15 protein-coding genes and 1 other annotated feature are annotated in these 18,091 nt (G+C 36.5%); of the genes, 5 read left to right on the top strand and 10 right to left on the bottom strand.

Translation table 11 applies throughout. The annotated features are described in order from the left end of the window. Positions 1–123: 123 nt before the first annotated feature. On the top strand, positions 124–666 hold the full coding sequence (locus BR52_RS01975) for a DUF1269 domain-containing protein (RefSeq protein ID WP_034568647.1): 543 nt from the start codon (positions 124–126) through the stop codon (positions 664–666). 98 nt (positions 667–764) lie between these two features. On the opposite strand, the gene BR52_RS01970 is transcribed toward BR52_RS01975, so the two are convergent. The 3 genes from BR52_RS01970 to BR52_RS01960 form a co-directional block, all read right to left on the bottom strand. Further along, complete coding sequence (locus BR52_RS01970) at positions 765–1,430, bottom strand: O-methyltransferase (RefSeq protein ID WP_034568646.1); 666 nt, start codon at positions 1,428–1,430, stop codon at positions 765–767. 187 nt (positions 1,431–1,617) lie between these two features. Beyond that, a complete protein-coding gene (gene leuS / locus BR52_RS01965) occupies positions 1,618–4,032 on the bottom strand; it encodes a leucine--tRNA ligase (protein ID WP_034568644.1) in 2,415 nt (804 codons plus the stop codon). 99 nt (positions 4,033–4,131) lie between these two features. Next, positions 4,132–4,372, bottom strand: a binding site (T-box leader). Positions 4,373–4,484: 112 nt separating this feature from the next. Then, positions 4,485–5,738: a dicarboxylate/amino acid:cation symporter gene (locus tag BR52_RS01960; protein ID WP_034568642.1), complete on the bottom strand. Its 1,254-nt coding sequence runs from the start codon at positions 5,736–5,738 to the stop codon at positions 4,485–4,487. Between the two features lie 175 nt (positions 5,739–5,913). Between BR52_RS01960 and BR52_RS01955 the strand changes: the two genes are divergently transcribed. Continuing rightward, entirely contained in the window at positions 5,914–6,378 is a 465-nt protein-coding gene (locus BR52_RS01955; RefSeq protein WP_236707210.1) for a GtrA family protein, read from the top strand. A gap of 42 nt (positions 6,379–6,420) precedes the next feature. Here the strand turns inward: BR52_RS01955 and BR52_RS01950 are convergent, their stop codons facing one another. The 7 genes from BR52_RS01950 to BR52_RS01920 all read right to left on the bottom strand — a co-directional run bounded on the left by BR52_RS01950 (position 6,421) and on the right by BR52_RS01920 (position 15,798). Continuing rightward, on the bottom strand, positions 6,421–8,076 hold the full coding sequence (locus BR52_RS01950) for a glycerol-3-phosphate dehydrogenase/oxidase (RefSeq protein WP_034568640.1): 1,656 nt from the start codon (positions 8,074–8,076) through the stop codon (positions 6,421–6,423). A 31-nt stretch (positions 8,077–8,107) separates the two neighbouring features. Further along, positions 8,108–9,610, bottom strand: a complete 1,503-nt coding sequence (gene glpK, locus BR52_RS01945) for a glycerol kinase GlpK (RefSeq protein ID WP_034568638.1) — start codon at positions 9,608–9,610, stop codon at positions 8,108–8,110. A gap of 24 nt (positions 9,611–9,634) precedes the next feature. Further along, on the bottom strand, positions 9,635–10,417 hold the full coding sequence (locus tag BR52_RS01940) for an MIP/aquaporin family protein (RefSeq protein WP_034568636.1): 783 nt from the start codon (positions 10,415–10,417) through the stop codon (positions 9,635–9,637). Positions 10,418–10,789: 372 nt separating this feature from the next. Then, positions 10,790–12,235 (bottom strand): PTS transporter subunit EIIC, encoded by a 1,446-nt coding sequence (locus tag BR52_RS01935; protein ID WP_034568634.1) that lies wholly within the window; start codon positions 12,233–12,235, stop codon positions 10,790–10,792. Positions 12,236–12,257: 22 nt separating this feature from the next. Further along, positions 12,258–12,776 (bottom strand): PTS transporter subunit EIIC, encoded by a 519-nt coding sequence (locus tag BR52_RS01930; protein ID WP_034568632.1) that lies wholly within the window; start codon positions 12,774–12,776, stop codon positions 12,258–12,260. 276 nt (positions 12,777–13,052) lie between these two features. Continuing rightward, entirely contained in the window at positions 13,053–15,293 is a 2,241-nt protein-coding gene (locus BR52_RS01925) for a LysM peptidoglycan-binding domain-containing protein (RefSeq protein ID WP_034568630.1), read from the bottom strand. Positions 15,294–15,543: 250 nt separating this feature from the next. Continuing rightward, a complete protein-coding gene (locus BR52_RS01920; RefSeq protein WP_034568628.1) occupies positions 15,544–15,798 on the bottom strand; it encodes a hypothetical protein in 255 nt (84 codons plus the stop codon). A 237-nt stretch (positions 15,799–16,035) separates the two neighbouring features. Between BR52_RS01920 and BR52_RS01915 the strand changes: the two genes are divergently transcribed. From BR52_RS01915 to BR52_RS01905, 3 genes are read left to right on the top strand one after another with little or no spacing between them, the layout of a single operon-like run. Next, positions 16,036–16,365 (top strand): PadR family transcriptional regulator, encoded by a 330-nt coding sequence (locus BR52_RS01915; RefSeq protein ID WP_034573384.1) that lies wholly within the window; start codon positions 16,036–16,038, stop codon positions 16,363–16,365. Next, positions 16,358–16,996: a DUF1700 domain-containing protein gene (locus BR52_RS01910; RefSeq protein WP_034568626.1), complete on the top strand. Its 639-nt coding sequence runs from the start codon at positions 16,358–16,360 to the stop codon at positions 16,994–16,996. Before BR52_RS01915 ends, BR52_RS01910 begins: the two co-directional genes overlap by 8 nt. Next, positions 16,986–18,011, top strand: coding sequence for a DUF4097 family beta strand repeat-containing protein (locus BR52_RS01905; RefSeq protein WP_051915603.1), 1,026 nt, complete (start codon positions 16,986–16,988; stop codon positions 18,009–18,011). Before BR52_RS01910 ends, BR52_RS01905 begins: the two co-directional genes overlap by 11 nt. Positions 18,012–18,091 lie beyond the last annotated feature (80 nt).

Below are 18,091 nucleotides of genomic sequence, written 5' to 3'. Positions count from 1 at the left end.
TCGAAGGATTCATAAAAAATCATCCGTCAAAAGTTGGATTTCCTAAAGGGTTCTAATAGCCTTTTAACTCAACTTTACGGTATACTAAACATGTACTTAAAAATGAATTGGAGTGTGACTAAAATGAGTAATCATGTTGTTATTATGAATTTTGATTCTGAAAGTAAATCGTATCAAGCCTTTTTAGAAATAAAACAGCTACATTTGGAAAAGAAAATTAAAGGCGAACAAATGGCGATCTTAGAACACTTACCAAATCATCAATTAGAACCAAAACAATTTTTAGATTTTAATGGCGCTGATAAAAATATGAAAGGTGGACTAATCGGGATGCTGGTGGGCGTTTTAGCTGGTCCCTTAGGCGTTTTACTTGGTTGGTTTACTGGAAGTGTGATTGGTTCAATGCAGGACGCTAAGGAAGTCACAGAGGCGCTTTCTGTTTTTGAGCACACTGTTGACGTCATTCATGAAGGCGATACTGGAGTCATCTTAATTGCTGACGAAGAAGACAATCGTTACATCAATGACTTAGTTTTCCAAAAATTAGGTGGTCAAATCGTACGTTTAAATACGGAAGATGTTGAAAAAGAAGTCGCTGATGCTAAAAAAACAGAACAAGATTTAGAAACTGAGGCAAAAAGTCGCTGGTTTAATCGAAAAGCATAATTAGATACAAAGAAGTCAAGGAATGAAAGAGCGCAACCTCTTGTTCCTTGACTTTATTTGTATGTCACCCTTCGATTAAGTCCTTTTTCATAACCCGCTTATTTTTCAACAATACTTATAGTGAATCCATCGTAACCTTTAACCCCAACTGTCTCCAATGCAGTAGAACTTAGCGCAGAATTGTCTGCTAAATCTTCAACAAATGAGCGTACTCCCTGCACGCTTCCATCTTTACTGGTTGAATCAAGAACCGCTCCACCTCGGACAACGTTATCTCCGATAATAATTGTTCCTTCAGTAGCTAATTGTAAGGCATAATCTAAATAAGCTGAGTTATTTTCCTTATCCGCATCAATAAAGATTAGATCAAAAGCTGGTGTTTGATCTTGTACTAATTTTTCTAAACTATCGGTAGCTGCTCCGACTAGAATTGTTACTTTATCAGATACGCCAGCAAGCGCTAGATTTTCTTTGGCAACTTCCGCATGTTTTTCATTAGATTCAAGAGTGATTATTTCTCCATCCTCTTCTAGCCCTCGAGCAAACCAAAGAGTGCTGTAACCTCCAAGCGTTCCTATTTCTAAAATGCGTTTAGCTCTTTTTATTTTTGTTAGGAGGTAAAGAAATTTCCCCTGTGAAGGTGATACATCGTGTGGTGGCAATTGATGTTGCTTATTATTGGCGAGAATTTGTTCAAAAATTGGGTCTTGCCCCACCAACTTTTCAATAAAATAATCATCAACAGCTGCAAATAATTTATCCAAAATAACTCACTCCCCAGTCAGTAATCGTCGTTTTGTTTTTATTGTATCTTTTTTTTAATCAGAAAGAAAGCATCCTGCAACCTTACTCAGACTGTCGAACTATTTTGAACGAACCCTAAAAAAACAACGAGTAAAATCATTGTATGATTTTACTCGTTGTTTCTATATATGAGCCTTCTTTTTAATATTAATTGGCTACAATATTTACCAGTTTACCTGGTACAACAACTACTTTACGAATTGTTTTTCCAGCAATAGCTTCTTTAACGGTTTCATCAGCTAAGGCAATTTCTTCCATCTCAGCTTTTTGAACGTCTTTTGCAACAATGGCTTTCGCTTTTAATTTACCATTTACTTGGAAAATCACTTCAATTTCATCTTCTACTAAGAATTTTTCGTCAAAAGTTGGCCAAACTGCATACGTTAAGCTTTCTTTATGACCTAATTTCTCCCAAAGTTCTTCAGCCATGTGAGGCGCAATTGGTGCTAATAATTGAACAAATCCTTCGATATAATTAAATGGAAGTGCATCTGTTTTATACGCTTCATTTACAAATACCATCATTTGTGAAATTGCGGTATTAAAGCGTAATGCTTCAAAGTCTTCCGTTACTTTTTTAACGGTTTGATGATACACTCGATCAAGTGCGCCATCATTGAATGTTGTAATGCGATCCCGTAGTTTGCCATCTTCATCCACTAGCATGCGCCATACACGGTCAAGGAATTTACGACTGCCTTCAAGACCATTTTCATTCCATGCAATCGATGCATCAAGAGGTCCCATGAACATTTCGTACATACGCAAGGTGTCTGCGCCATATTTTTCAACAACATCATCAGGATTGACTACATTGCCTTTTGATTTAGACATTTTCTCATTATTGCCGCCTAAAATCATGCCTTGATTGTACAATTTTTGGAAAGGTTCTTTTGTTGGAACTACCCCAATATCATACAAGAATTTGTGCCAGAAACGAGCATACAATAGATGGAGAACAGCATGCTCTGCCCCTCCAATATAGATATCAACAGGCAACCATTTTTCTAGTTTTTCAAAGCTTGCTAATTCGTTTTTATTATGTGGATCGATAAAACGTAAGAAGTACCAAGAACTACCTGCCCATTGTGGCATTGTATTGGTTTCACGACGACCTTTCATACCTGTTTTAGGATCAACCACGTTTACCCATTCTGAAATGTTCGCAAGTGGTGATTCTCCTGTTCCGCTTGGTTTAATCTCAGTGGTTTTAGGCAATAGAAGTGGCAACTCTTCTTCTGGTAAAGTCGTGGTTGTACCATCTTCCCAATGAATAACAGGAATTGGCTCTCCCCAATAACGTTGACGAGAAAATAGCCAGTCGCGTAAACGATACGTTGTTTCTTTTTTACCAAAGTCGTTGTCTTCCAACCATAGGTTCATCTTCTCAATTGCCGTAGCCTTATCCATTCCATTTAGGAAATCTGAATTAATATGTGGACCATCTCCAGTATACGGCTCATTTTCAATATCGCCGCCTTCAATAACTGGTAAGATTTCAATATCAAAGGTTTTAGCAAATTCATAATCACGTTCATCGTGAGCAGGAACCGCCATGATAGCACCCGTTCCATAAGTTGAAAGTACATAGTCCGCAATCCAAATAGGAATTTCTTTTCCGTTTACAGGATTGATTGCATACGCTCCGGTAAAAACACCGGTCTTCCCTTTAGCTAAATCGGTACGGTCTAAATCTGTTTTCAAGCTTACTTCTTCAATATAAGCTTCTACTGCTGACATTTGTTCTGGCGTTGTGATCTCTTTGACTAACTCTAGCTCAGGGGCCAAAACCGTATACGTTGCACCAAAAAGTGTATCAGGACGTGTTGTAAATATTGTAAAGGTCTTATCAGTTCCTTTGACTGTAAATTCCACATTCGCTCCGACAGATTTTCCAATCCAATTACGTTGCATGTCTTTAATGCTTTCAGGCCAGTCTACAAGCTCTAAATCATCTAGTAAACGCTCAGCGTATGCCGTGATTTTAAGCATCCATTGTTTCATCGGTTTACGGTAAACAGGAAATCCACCACGTTCACTTTTCCCGTCAATGACTTCTTCATTTGCCAAAACGGTTCCAAGAGCAGGGCACCAGTTAACGGCAATTTCAGCTTCATAAGCTAAGCCTTTTTCATATAATTTTGTAAAAATCCATTGTGTCCATTTATAATAATGAGGGTCCGTTGTGTTGATTTCGCGATTCCAATCATAGCTAAAGCCTAATGAATTGATTTGACGACGGAACGTTTCAATATTGTGAGCTGTAAATTCAGCAGGATCGTTTCCTGTATCTAATGCGTATTGCTCTGCTGGCAAACCAAAAGCATCCCATCCCATTGGATGAAGAACATTATACCCTTGTGAACGTTTCATTCTAGCTAAGATATCAGTTGCCGTATACCCTTCAGGATGTCCGACATGAAGTCCTTGACCAGATGGGTACGGGAACATATCTAACGCATAAAAATTTTCTTTAGTTGGGTCTTCTGTTGTGTTAAAGCTATTGTGACTTGCCCAATATTTTTGCCATTTTTTTTCAATTGTCTTGTGGTTAAAACTCATTTACCTTCGACTCCCTTTCCCTTATGCTTACTTGTTATTTTTTTGAAACAATAAAAAATCGTCCTGTAAATCCAAAACAAAATTTTCGTTGCTTCGCATTCACAGGACGAATAAATAAAATCAAATTCGTGGTACCACCTATGTTTTCTAAAAAACACGCTAAAATAAGCATCGCTTTCTAGACTCCTCATACCCTTAACGCAGGTGCTACGACCTTACTTACTCCTAGTTCAGTAAAGCGACTCAAAAGGCGAGTTCATAATTCTTCTTTATGCATTTCCACCACCCATGCACTCTCTATCAAAGTTTCCTTACTACTATTCCTTATCATTGTCTTTTCTATAATAATACAATCATTTTAACAAATTCCACCGCACTTTTCAACTGTCCTCTTAGAATCGTAAAACAAAAAAATTAGCAAGAGAAATCAATTTCTCTTGCTAACAATTTTTCTAAACTGGATTAGCTTTAAGATAATCCTTCAACCAATTTTTCCCTTCCACAATTCGAGTAACCAACATTGCAGATACATTATTTCCAGAAGAATTTAATAACGTTGCTGGTACATCAATAATCGTACTGATGATTACAATTACTGGAACTGCTTCTAGCGGAAATCCAAAAAGATTCACAATCAACATTTCAGCAATCATTCCGCCACCTGGAATTGACCCCATAACAGCTCCTACAAGAAAAGCTCCTAAAATAATGGTCAACATCGCACTAGGTGACGTCATTTCTTTGCCAAAAATACCATATAAAAAGGCAATTTTTAATACACCGCCGATAACGGAACCGTCTTTATGAGTATTTGCACCTAAGGGGATCACCGTCTCTGCAATATCAGGTGTAACACCCATTTTTTTAGAATACTCTAAATTAACAGGAATACAAGCTGCACTAGAACAAGTCGCAATGGCTGTAATTGAAGGCGTTGCAATGTTTTTCCAATAAATTTTCACTCCTGCTTTGCCACCTGCTATAAAAGCATATAGCGTAAAGAAAACAATATAATAAAGAACTGCAATAACTAGATACAACACAAAACTACGAGCGTACCCGCCAATTATTTTAGCTCCTAAAGTTCCAATAACTGAAGCAAAGTAACAGCCTAAACCAATCGGTGCATAATACATAATCAGTTGAACCATTTTCATCATCACACTATTTGCTGAATTTAAAAAAGTTACAACCGCCTCACCTTGTTTGCCAGCCATTGACGTTGCTGTGCCAAATAAGATTGAAAAAACAATCAACGGCAGCATACTTGACTTAGATAGAAGCAAGTGAAAATCTGAAACAGTAAACATATTGACAATTCGCTCACCAATCGTGATTTTTTCAGCATCTCCAGGTGCCCCCATTAAAGCTTTCACACTTTCCACATCAATTCCCTTAACTGGATTAAAAACAGAAATACCAATGTATCCAACAATTGATGCTACCAATGCTGTTGAAAAAAAGACCAGTAGCGTACTTAGCATAATTTTTCCTAAACGCTTCATGCCATTCATATTTGCAATTGCCGATGAGATACTAAAAAATACGAGTGGTACGAGCATCACGAACATAATATTTAAAAACACATCTCCAAAGGGCTGTAGTACTGTTGCTTTTTCACCAAATACAACGCCTACGATTCCACCCAAAATCAACCCTGCTAATAAAAGCATCGATGACTTATATTGTTGCCAAAAGCTCTTCATTTTATCTTCTCCTTCATTGCTTTCCTAAAAACTCCTTCTCTAGTTTAAATTATTTTAAGAAAAAAACAATCTTTTTCTTAAAATAAGCCGTTTAAATCAATTCTGGTTTATTTTAGGATGCAAAAAGAGTATAATACTTAATGTTGTTATTAATAAGACATGACACGTTAAAGGAGTGATTAGACTGAGAGCAAAAATCCGTTCTTTACGAGAAGAGTATCATGAATTTTTACGCTATTTCTTTTGGGGATTGATTGGCACTGGGCTAAACATTGGCCTTTATGAACTTTTCATTCGTATTTTACCTATTCATTATTTAGTAATTAATTTTATTGTTTGGTTTATTACCGTGCTCTTTGGGTACTATACAAACCGTAAATTTGTTTTTAAACGCCTTGCAAAACCACTTCCTGAAACCCTGATTGAAGCAGGTCGTTTTGTTGGATTTCGTGTCGTTTCAGGTATTGCAGATACGGGAACAATGTGGTTGTTCTTTTCATTATTGGGCTTCAATGAAGTATTAGCAAAATTAATTGCAAACATCATCGCTTCTTTAATCAATTATTTCACTAGTAAATTAGTAGTCTTTAAACGCCCTAATCGAAGCATGGAAGACATTAAAATCAGTTTAAATAAATAATAAAACACCCCTAGTTTTGATCAACTAGTGGTGTTTTTACATTTAACTTGAAAATTCAGTGTGGAGTTTAAATTGTTCTTCCACTTCTTTTGAATGTGCTTCTTTTACAGCCTCATCCCATTGATAATATGAGGACATTTCATCAATTACTTGTTGGCTAATTTTTTTAGCATGATGAATATTAAACAACATTTGGCTGCTTCTTCTTAAGAGATAATCCACTGGTGTTATCACCATTTCGTGCTCTAATCCATAATGGAGCATACTGTAATCTACTGGGTCTAACGAACTCTCTTGACTTGTTTTTAAATAACCATAAACCGTATCTACGTTGGAACCATAACGATGAACTAAATTCTCAGCATCCTCTTTAGACAATCCAAGCATCATGCCGACTTGCGTTTTTTCAACTACAAAGTTCTCAAAGTTATCCCCGCCACCTACGTTACCACCAGATAAAAGCAATCGTTCTGTTTTAGTTGGTTGGTAATTTATGCCTGTTTCAACTGCTAATTCTAAGACAACTTGATCGACTACTTTTTCAGACATTTTACGATAGCCTGTTAATTTCCCACCTGCAATGGTGAACAAGCCACTATCTGAATGGAATATTTCATCTTTTCTAGAAATTTCTGAAGGGTCTTTTCCTTCTTCATGAATCAGTGGACGCACACCCGACCAACTTGACTCCACATCCTCTACTTCAATTTTAGGAATATCAAACATTTGGTTGGCTGCATTTAAAATATAATGAACGTCTTCTAACGTTACACCAGGCTCTTTTGGATTGCCTTTATAATTGGTGTCAGTTGTCCCAATATAGGTTTTCCCTTCACGAGGAATCGCAAACATCATTCGATTGTCATCAAATGGCGTATCAAAATAAATCGCATTACTAATTGGAAATTTTGCTTGATCAATAACTAAATGAACCCCTTTTGTTAAGTGCATTGTTTTTCCTTTTTTTGAGTGATCCAATTCTCTTAATTTATCGACCCAAGGACCTGCTGCATTGACAATTTTTTTAGCATAAATAGTACCCGTTTCTCCACTTATTAAATCTCGGAAAGCCACACCTTTAACTTTTCCATCTAAATCATAAACAAATTTTTCTACTTTAACGTAATTGGCAATCATCGCTCCTTCTTCAGCTGCTTTTTTCATTACTTCAACGGTTAAGCGAGCATCATCCGTCCGATATTCAACGTAAACGCCGGCGCCTTTCAACCCTTCTTTTTTCAAATAAGGTTCTTTTTCTAACGCTCTGAGTGGTTTCAACATGTAACGACGTTCAGATTTTTTTACCTTTGCTAAATGATCGTACATTTCAAGACCAATTGCCGTTGTAAAGGAGCCAAATGTTCCACCTTTATAGAAAGGCAATACCATCCATAATGGCGTTGTTACGTGAGGAGCATTTTCATAAACAATTGCTCGTTCTTGTCCAACTTCCTGCACAACTTTGATTTCAAACTGTTTTAGATAACGTAATCCACCATGAACTAATTTAGTGGAACGACTTGAAGTACCAGAAGCAAAATCTCCCATTTCTAAGACACCCACATTTAGCCCACGTGTTCGAGCATCTAATGTAATCCCAGATCCGGTAATCCCGCCACCTACTACAAGTAAATCTAATGGTTCTGACTGCATTTTTTTTAAATTATCGCTTCTTGTTTGGTATGAAAATTCCATCATTTAAACACTCCCTTTAATTTAGACGAACGGTTTATTCTTTTATTTTAAAACTTCTTGTTGCAGCAACTGCTTTTTCCCAACCTTGGTACAATTCTTTACGTTCTTTTTCTTTCATTTCAGGCTTATATGATTTATCAAGAAGCCAGTTTGCTTTAATATCATCAATGCTCTTCCAGAAGCCGGTTGCTAAACCAGCTAGATAAGCAGCTCCAAGAGCAGTAGTTTCGTTTACTTCTGGACGTTTGATTTCAATATTTAAAATGTCACTTTGGAATTGCATTAAGAAATTATTTTTTGCAGCGCCACCGTCTACCCGCATTTCCGTAATCGGAATATTAGAATCTTTAATCATTGTTTCCATTACATCTTTTGATTGATAGGCAATTGATTCTAGCGTTGCACGAATAAAGGATTCCTTGGTTGTTCCACGGGTTAAACCAAACACAGCACCACGAGCATCTGTATCCCAATGAGGTGCACCAAGACCCACAAATGCAGGAACCATATAAACGCCTCCAGTTGACCCAGCGCGAACCGCATAGTCTTCCGTTTCACTAGCATCGGTAAACATTCTTAACCCGTCACGTAACCATTGAACGGCAGACCCTGCAACGAAGACACTTCCTTCTAGAGCATAATTGACTTTTCCATCAATTCCGTAAGCAATCGTTGTAATTAAGCCGTTATCCGAATTAATCGCTTCTTCACCTGTATTCATTAAAATAAAGCAACCTGTTCCATAGGTGTTTTTAATCATGCCTTTTTCAAAACAGTTTTGACCAAATAGCGCTGCTTGTTGATCTCCTGCAATTCCAGCAATCGGAACTTGTTGACCAAACATATGGTATTCAACCGTTTTTCCATAAACTTCAGAAGAAGAGCGAACTTCTGGGAGCATGCTTTTTGGAATCTCTAGCAATTCTAATAATTCATCGTCCCATTTTAAGTCATGAATATTGAACATCATCGTTCTTGACGCATTGGTATAATCTGTAACGTGAACCTGATTGCCTGTTAATTTCCAAATCAACCATGTATCAATTGTTCCAAATAATAGCTCGCCTTTTTCAGCACGACTTCTTGCACCTTCAACATTGTCTAAAAGCCATTTAACTTTTGTTCCTGAAAAATAGGCATCTACTCTTAATCCTGTTTTACTTTTAACTAAATCTGTATGTCCTGCTTTGATCAAATCATTGGCAATATCACTTGTTTGTCTTGATTGCCAAACTAACGCATGATAAATCGGCATTCCTGTATTTTTATCCCAAACAACAGTCGTTTCACGTTGATTGGTAATTCCAATTGAATCAATTTGTGTTGGACGCGTATCAGACTCAATTAACACGCCAGCAATTACAGCTAAAGTCGTTACCCAAATTTCATTCGCATCATGTTCCACCCAGCCTGGTTGTGGAAAATATTGTGTAAATTCACGTTGCGATGTATGCACGATTTCCCCTTTTTTATTAAATAAAATTGCTCGTGTACTCGTTGTTCCTTGATCAATTGCTAAGACATATTTTTTTTCCATCCGTCAACACTCCCTTAAAATTCATTAGTCTTTCTGTTTTGTAGCTACGACTAGGCCGAATAATACTACAATAAAAATAATTAATCCAATCATAGAAATTTCTAAATAGATAAAGTGATAGAAAATCGCTCCCAAAATCCCACCGACAATCGGTCCAACTACGGGTACCCAAGCATAACTCCAATCAGAATCGCCTTTACCTGAAATTGGCAATACTGCATGTGCAATCCGTGGCATCAAATCACGTGCTGGATTAATCGCATAACCCGTTGGTCCCCCAAGAGCTAATCCAATACCTAGAATCAATAGTCCAACGATGATTGGGTTTAATCCAACTGTAATTTCATTTGCTCCAATTGCAAGTAAACCAAACGTTAAAACAAAAGTGCCTAACGCTTCTGTCATCATATTAGCAAACGGACTGCGAATCGCTGGGCCAGTTGAAAATACGGCTAATTTATCCCCTTTACTTTCAGTTGCTTTCCAATGTTTCAAATAAACTAAATAAACAATAATGGCTCCTAAAAATGCTCCAATCAACTGACCGGCAATATAACCGGGTACTTCTGCCCATGGAAAAGCACCAATAACTGCAAAGGCTAAGGTCACTGCAGGATTTAAATGAGCCTGACTATTTCCAGCAACTACATAAACTCCAAGTGTTACCCCAATTGCCCAAGCAATCGTAATTCCAACCCAACCCATGTTAAATGATTTTGCTTTGACTAACACATTCCCTGCAACGACACCGCTTCCAAAAATAATCAATACCATTGTACCTATCAATTCTCCGTAAAAACCTTCCATTCTAAACACACTCCTTCTTTGTAATTCTTCTCTAAAGAAAACGATTACATTTATAAATTTATCGTATCATTAAATTCTTAAAATAGAAAATAGGATGCCTTATCCTTTGGTAATAAGTTTGTGAAATAAAATCTTTTTATCACCTGTTTTTTTCATTTTCCTATTTTTAAAACGCTACTTCTACTTCTTCCTTAAAAGTTAAAAATCCATTTACAAAAGCATTTAACACCTCCAAACACCTTGTTTTATTGTTCTACCATTACTATACACTGAAACCGTTTTCTTTTAAACGGACAATTTCACAAATTTGTCCTAATACTCCTTAAAAATCAAAAAAAGAGAACTTTTTTTATAAAAAGTCCTCTAAAAAAATTATTTATGCAATTCATTTTTTAATTTATCTGCAATAAACTCAACATCGGTTCCAACAATAACCTGAACAGCTGTTTCGTTGATTTTCACAACACCACGTGCTCCTGCTTTTTTCAACGCTTGCTCGTTCACAATACTTGTATCTTTCATTTGTAAACGCAAACGAGTCGTACAATTGTCGATACTTGTGAAATTATCAGGTCCGCCAAGTGCTGTAATATACTTAGCTGCCATAATGTCGTATTTATCTCCTGTTGGAGCCACATCATTTTCAGAAGCACCTAACCCCGCCACTGCTGTTTGAACGCCTGCATTTGGAACTTCTGCTGCTAAATCTGCTTCATCCTCATCGTCTTCACGACCGGGTGTTTTAATATCAAATTTAAGAATAGAGAAGTAAAAAATCACAAAGTACACAACTGCAAAAACGAAGCCGATTGGAATCAACATCCAAGCTTTTGTACCTAGACCAAAGTTTAACGCATAATCAATCGCCCCTGCACTGAACGTGAAGCCCATTTTAATGCCTAATAAATTCGTTACAAATCCAGCGATTCCAGCTAAAACTGCGTGAACTACATACAACGGAAAAGCAACAAACATAAATGAAAACTCAAGCGGTTCTGTAATACCTGTTAAAAAGGCTGTAACAGCAACCGATAACATCATTCCAAAAGTTGCTTTACGTTTGTTCGGTTTAGCTGCAGCCACCATTGCCATTGCAGCAGCTGGTAAGCCGAACATCATAATTGGGAAGAATCCTACTTGGAAAGCTCCAGCTGTTGGGTCTCCCGCAAAGAAACGGTTGATATCGCCATTCGCCATGACACCTGTTGCAGCGTCTGGGAATGAACCATAGGCAAACCACAAGTATGAATTTAATACATGATGCAAGCCTGTTGGAATTAACATACGGTTAGCAAATTCAAAGACACCTGCTCCTAAAGCACCTGCACCAACGATAAAGCTGTTGATGTGGTCTAATCCGTTTTGAACCGTTGGCCAAATCAGGCCAAAAATAGCGACTAATAAAAGCGCTGCAATCACATTCAATAATAACGCGATATGACGACCGTTGAAGTAAGGCGAACCTTCATACTTGTCATACACACGGTTGTAAATCAGTGGAGACATCAGACCTGCGATAAAACCAGCGAAAACACCCATATTGATGTTTTCATTAACGCCAATAACACCAAAGTTCAATACGAAATAAATCAATGCGCCTCCAAGAGCCGCAATCCCGCTATTGTCTTTTGACAATCCAATGGCAATTCCCATTGCGAACATTAACGAAAGATAAGTGAAAATTGAATTTCCACCGGCATTCATAAACGGTACATTTAACACATCTGCTGCACCAAGTCGATTTAACAACCCAGCAGCAGGTAACACTGCGATTGGAAGCATTAATGCTTTCCCAATTTTTTGCATTTGATTTAACATGATCGTTTTCCTCCCCTAATTCTTATAAATGCGGAATAATGACATTGGCAATAAATGAGCCGATAAATAAAGCAACAATACTTGTAATAATGGGAACGAAACGACGTCCGCCAAAAAAGGCTAACCATTCTGGCAATTTAATATTGTAAAATTTATTGTACAAAGCACCTGCTACAATTCCCATCATGAACCCACAAAGAATAAAGAAGAATTGATCTGAACCCATTGAACCAAATAATTTAATTGGAGTTGTTACTAAAAAAGGAATTTTAGGATCAATTAAAACAGAAAAGGATGCTCCAAAAACCAAATATCCTACTGCTCCAGCCAAAGCAGAAGCTCCACTATGATCAAAGCCAATCCCAGCTGCAATCGATATCGCAACTACTAGTGGGAAAATCATCTTAAACGCACCATAAATTCCAGTAAAAGCTCCGATTCCAGTAAAACTCAATCCCCAAAATAAAACAAATAATATAAGAGTCATTGCTATATAAGAAAATCCGATGCCATATCGTTTTCCTAAGTTTTCTTTCTTCATCCTAATTCCTCCAGAACATTTATTTTTAACTACAGCGTTTCACTTACTTGCCGTTCCCCCTTTTTAGTTCAATTGAACAAAAAAATTAGGCAAGGAAAAAGGAATGAACTTGAGTGCTCATCTCTTTTTCCTTGCCTAATTAAATAGTCACAAGAAATCGTTTTCATTTATTAACTACAGTCATCTTATCAGAAACAGAAAACGCTGTCAACAATAAATTTGTTATTTTATCAAAAAAAACAGCACCCTAATGATTAGGATGCTGTTTCAATTTTTTTAGTTCATTTTTAACGTTTGTCCTACAAAAATTGTATCACTTGTTAAGTTATTCCACGCTTTTAAATTTGCTACGGATACACCATTTTTATTGGCAATCGCCCATAACGAATCGCCACTTACGACTTTATACGTTTTAGATTGATTGTTATTTGTCGATGGTTGACTTGAATTATTTGTTGTACCGCCTTTGATTGTTAGTTTTTGACCAACAAAAATCGTATCGGTTGTTAAGTTATTCCACGCTTTTAAGTTTGCCACGGATACGCCGTTTTTATTCGCAATTGCCCATAATGAATCGCCACTTACTACTGTATACGTTCCACTTGTTGTTGAGCCACTATTCGAGTTCCCTGCTGGCGGTGTTGTTGGATTTGTTGGTGCAGTGGTTGTGCCACCTTTAATAGTTAATTTTTGACCAACAAAAATCGTATCAGTTGTTAACTTATTCCACGCTTTTAAGTTTGCCACGGATACGCCGTTTTTATTCGCAATTGCCCATAATGAATCGCCACTTACTACTGTATACGTTCCACTTGTTGTTGAGCCACTATTCGAGTTCCCTGCTGGCGGTGTTGTTGGATTTGTTGGTGCAGTGGTTGTGCCACCTTTAATAGTTAATTTTTGTCCAACAAAAATCGTATCGGTTGTTAAGTTATTCCACGCTTTTAAATTCGCTACAGATACGCCATTTTTATTCGCAATTGCCCATAGTGAATCGCCACTTACTACTGTATACGTTCCTGTTGTTGAACCTGTATTGCCATTATTATTACCGGTATTTCCGGTTGGAGGTGTTGTTGGCGGAGTTACTGTACCACCTTTAATGGTTAATTTTTGTCCTACAAAAATCATATCACTAGATAAATTGTTCCATGCTTTTAAGTTTGCTACCGATACACGATTTTTATTGGCAATTTCCCATAATGAATCACCTGATTTTACTGTATAGACTGAGCTATTGCCAGGATCTGGCGTTGGGTCTGGTGTTGGTGTTGGATCTGGCACTGGAGTAGTTGTTGAACCACCTTTGACTTTTAATTGTTGTCCAACAAAAATAGTGTCTGAACTTAAATTATTCATTGCTTTTAGATTCGCAACAGTTAAGCCAAATTGATTGGCAATTCCCCATAATGTATCCCCTGACTTAACGACATACGTTTGAGTATTTTCATTTGAACCGCCTGTATTACCACCCGTATTGCCATTTCCGCCTGTATTTTCGTTGCCACCAGTTCCAGGGTTTGTTGTTCCGCCTCCTGTACTGCCTGTATCGTATTGAGTTAGATTATTTGATTCAATAACACGATTCAATTTTGAAGCGTAAGATGTATCTGTTGCATAACGTCCTTGTAACCAAGCTGTTGCATCACGGTAAGAAGAAGTGTTGCTCTTCCAAGCACCAGAGTAATAATTATGATTCCAGCTTGGTCCACCTTTAATTACTTGTGCATAATCTTGTAAAGATTGGTGGTAAGATGGGTATTTTCTAAAATAATCGATAATTTCATAATAATTGCCATGACCATCGTCTTCCAATGTTTTCATTGCTACTGATTGACCATTATAATTCCCTTTGATACCAAATAAGTTGTAGTTTGGCGCTGATGCTAAGGCACTTCCACCCCAAGCACTTTCTAAAATAGCTTGTGCAATCATAACAGATGCGTATAAATCATTTTCATTTGCAATTTGAGTTGCTGAAGCTGCAATTGAAGCAATAAATGATTGTGGAGCCATACTGCGAGCCATCATCATTGTTTCTGCCGCCGCATAGTTTGCAACTGGCGCTTGAACTTCCGTAATATCGGCTTCTTTTACTTCCTCTTTTGAAATTGGTTCTTCACTAGCATCAGGTGTTGCTGAAGAATCTGTTACTTGAGAAGAATCAGGTGTTTCAGTCGAAGTACCTTCAGAAGAATCGCTACTTGTTGCTGAATCTGAATTGGCTGTATCTACTGATGAAGTATCTGTATTTGTTGACTCTACAGCTGGCACTTGAACTTCCGTAACAGAATCTGTACCGTTATTTAAGTTGCTTTCGATTGTTTTTTGACTGTTTCCTGCCAATTCATTTGCACTTGCAACTGCTGAAAAAGTCGGTAAAGCTAACGTACCCATAACTAAAGTAGTACTAACAAAAGCCATCCCTTTTTTTACGACTACGCTGTTCTCTTTAAATTGCTCTTGTTTTTTGATACTTTTCTCGCCTGAAATACGCTCTTTTCTTGTTGTTTCCAAAGTAAACAACCTCCCTTTTTTCTTGCTTGATGTATGTTTTTAACTTTTCTTTTTTTAATTAGACATGGATTATTTTTATAAATTCAATAAGTACTCTGTACATTATATCGTTCTTTTAAATTTTTTTAAAGAAATAACGTCAATTCTTTAAATTCTTAATAAACGACATCGTTTCGTAACATTCCTTTTAATAAAACACACTAAAAAAGCTCCTCATTAAAATGAGGAGCTTTTTTTCTTTATTAAGTATTTAAGCCATTGCTGGTTCAACTAACCAATCATTATCAAGTAAGTGTGAAAGCTTCTTATTAAAAGGAATCCAAATTCCTGCTTGCCAAATATCTTTAATTGATTTCCAAAAAATAGGATCTCTTTTTTGTTTTTTCGTTACATTTATTTTAAGTAATTGTCCATCTTCAGTTTCAATTGTAATAGTTGGAAATGCCACTTCTTTAATTTGTGCACAACCAATTTCATTGATTAAATTGCTATCATCAAGTAACATATTTACACGCCCTTTCCTTATCTGTCCTTACTTTACCAAACAGTTATTAAGTAATTGATAAGAAAGTTTGTCTTTTTCATGATTTATTTGAAATCGGTTTCTAAGTTGGAGATGCTTCTACATTTCAAGTCCAACTCCACCTCATACTTTAGTCTTGTTTTTAGCTTACTACCTTGTAATAGATAGTAGTAGCCGTTATAGTTAATTTAGAAATTACGATGGTTGGCAGGTGAAAAAATGAACACTCAATTTAAAAAAGGAGTTTTAGGTTTATGTGTACTTGTTCTATTGAAAAAGAAAGATTGTTACGGATACGAACTAGTCGAAACGATTTCTCAACATATTGAAATATCTGAAGGGACGATCTACCCCTTATTACGAAAATTGACAACCGATGGTATATGCACGACTTATCTTCAAGAATCTAATGAAGGTCCTAGTCGGAAATACTACCATCTCACTGATTTAGGCATTACTTATCTAGAAAAACAGTTAATTGATTGGCAGCACTTTGCAGATAGTGTTGAAACTATTATTGAATTAGGAGATGACTTGAACCATGAATAAAGAACATTTTATGATTGAATTAAAACTAAGTCTACGTGACTTATCAGAAAACGACCGTCAAGACGTAATGAGCGACTACGTTGAACACTTTGAAAACGGCTTAGCTCAAGGAAAATCAGAAGAACAAATTGCTAAAGAACTAGGAAATCCTAAACAAATTGCCAAAGAAATTTTGGCTATGTATGGTGTAGAACCTAAAGCAAAAGGCCCTGAATTTAGCCAAGGTGATTGGGTTGCCTTTGAAGCAAACCCAATTTATCAAGAAAATCACTATTTACCAAAGGAAAATCACGATGGTCTTTTCAAACGCCTCATAAAAGGAACTGGCTTACTTTTCTTTAATCTCATTTTTGTATTAGCTCCCGTCCTTACAGTTCTAGGTATTCTTTTTGCTGGCTGGCTTGTAGCCATCACATTTAGTTTATTGCCTCTAGCGGGTATTTATATGTTAATTACAGCTTTTTCAACTATTGCACTTTTTCAATTCGCCCTTACAATTGTTTTTTGTGGTGTCGGATTGCTATTAATTGCACTGGGTTATCCCCTAACCCTCTTATTTGCTAAATTGATGAAACGATATGTTCTTTGGAACATTTATGTTGTTTTTGGAGGTACAAATCATGAAAACTAAATTAATTAAAACATTAGTCTTTACAGGAATCAGCTTAATTGTTGTAGGTGGATTTGCAAGTACGATCACCTATCCTAAAGCGCAAAAACTTTCAACGCTAAATCTAAAAAAAGACATCCCAGTTAATGAAAATAAAACGGTGATTGTTTCAGGCGATAGCTTAAATATTCAAGTCTTAGAATCTGCTGATCAACAGGTTCACGTTGAAATCAATGGAAAAAGTCCGGTTGCAAATAAATTTGAAATCAAAACGACCGAAAGTAACAATGAATTAAAAATTGATTTAAAAGAACCTTCAATCAATCGTCAAAAAGTACGTTTATTCTTTGACTTTGATACTAAAAACGCAACCGTTTATTTACCAAAAAATATAAAAAATACTGAAATCAATACTAAATTTGGCACTATTTCAACTGAATCATTCAACGGCGATTCCTTATCGGTTAAGAGCAACGCTGGGGATATCAACTTGACTAACTTAAAAACAAAAACGCTAAATGCAGTAAATAATTTTGGGACTATTTCCCTTGCGAATTCTGTTATTGAAGATACTAACATCAAAACCAATGCAGGAGAAATTTCCCTTTCTCGCCTGATTGGAAAAACAACAACAGTCGACGCTTCTGCTGGAGATGTTTCCCTAAATCAAGTAACGGGTAAAATCAGCGCTAAAACAAATGCTGGGGACATTGATTTATCAAATAAAAAAATCGATCAAGCCCTTGATTTCCAAACAAATTTTGGGGACATTTCCATCGAAACAGCAACACTTCCTACAGATGCCGTCATTCAGAGCTACCTTGATTTAGGAGATTTAACAATTTTTAGAAAAAATGAACCCAACGCTCGTTTTGGAGAAGGTAAAAATCAAATTAAATTGAAAACAAATGCTGGGAATATTCAAGTAGAACAAGAACAGGATTCTGATGATTCAACAATGAATGACATGCACGATTCAAACCATATGGATGATATGGATATGGATCATATGATGGACTCAGACAAAGATTTTTAGACAATTGAGCACTTTTCCGTTAAACTAAAGAAGAACTCTTTTTAAAGAGTTCTTTTTTAATTTTTAAACATAAGGAGTTT

Source organism: Carnobacterium divergens DSM 20623, assembly GCF_000744255.1.
GTDB lineage: Bacteria > Bacillota > Bacilli > Lactobacillales > Carnobacteriaceae > Carnobacterium > Carnobacterium divergens.
This window is presented reverse-complemented; position numbering and strand designations above follow the sequence as displayed.

What these genes read in the sequence shown, in the direction of transcription:
- BR52_RS01975 (WP_034568647.1), top strand. Translation starts at nt 124, where the DNA reads ATGAGTAATCATGTTGTTATTATGAATTTTGATTCTGAAAGTAAATCG.
- leuS (WP_034568644.1), bottom strand. Translation starts at nt 4,032, where the DNA reads ATGAGTTTTAACCACAAGACAATTGAAAAAAAATGGCAAAAATATTGG.
- BR52_RS01960 (WP_034568642.1), bottom strand. Translation starts at nt 5,738, where the DNA reads ATGAAGAGCTTTTGGCAACAATATAAGTCATCGATGCTTTTATTAGCA.
- BR52_RS01950 (WP_034568640.1), bottom strand. Translation starts at nt 8,076, where the DNA reads ATGATGGAATTTTCATACCAAACAAGAAGCGATAATTTAAAAAAAATG.
- glpK (WP_034568638.1), bottom strand. Translation starts at nt 9,610, where the DNA reads ATGGAAAAAAAATATGTCTTAGCAATTGATCAAGGAACAACGAGTACA.
- BR52_RS01940 (WP_034568636.1), bottom strand. Translation starts at nt 10,417, where the DNA reads ATGGAAGGTTTTTACGGAGAATTGATAGGTACAATGGTATTGATTATT.
- BR52_RS01935 (WP_034568634.1), bottom strand. Translation starts at nt 12,235, where the DNA reads ATGTTAAATCAAATGCAAAAAATTGGGAAAGCATTAATGCTTCCAATC.
- BR52_RS01930 (WP_034568632.1), bottom strand. Translation starts at nt 12,776, where the DNA reads ATGAAGAAAGAAAACTTAGGAAAACGATATGGCATCGGATTTTCTTAT.
- BR52_RS01920 (WP_034568628.1), bottom strand. Translation starts at nt 15,798, where the DNA reads ATGTTACTTGATGATAGCAATTTAATCAATGAAATTGGTTGTGCACAA.
- BR52_RS01915 (WP_034573384.1), top strand. Translation starts at nt 16,036, where the DNA reads ATGAACACTCAATTTAAAAAAGGAGTTTTAGGTTTATGTGTACTTGTT.
- BR52_RS01910 (WP_034568626.1), top strand. Translation starts at nt 16,358, where the DNA reads ATGAATAAAGAACATTTTATGATTGAATTAAAACTAAGTCTACGTGAC.
- BR52_RS01905 (WP_051915603.1), top strand. Translation starts at nt 16,986, where the DNA reads ATGAAAACTAAATTAATTAAAACATTAGTCTTTACAGGAATCAGCTTA.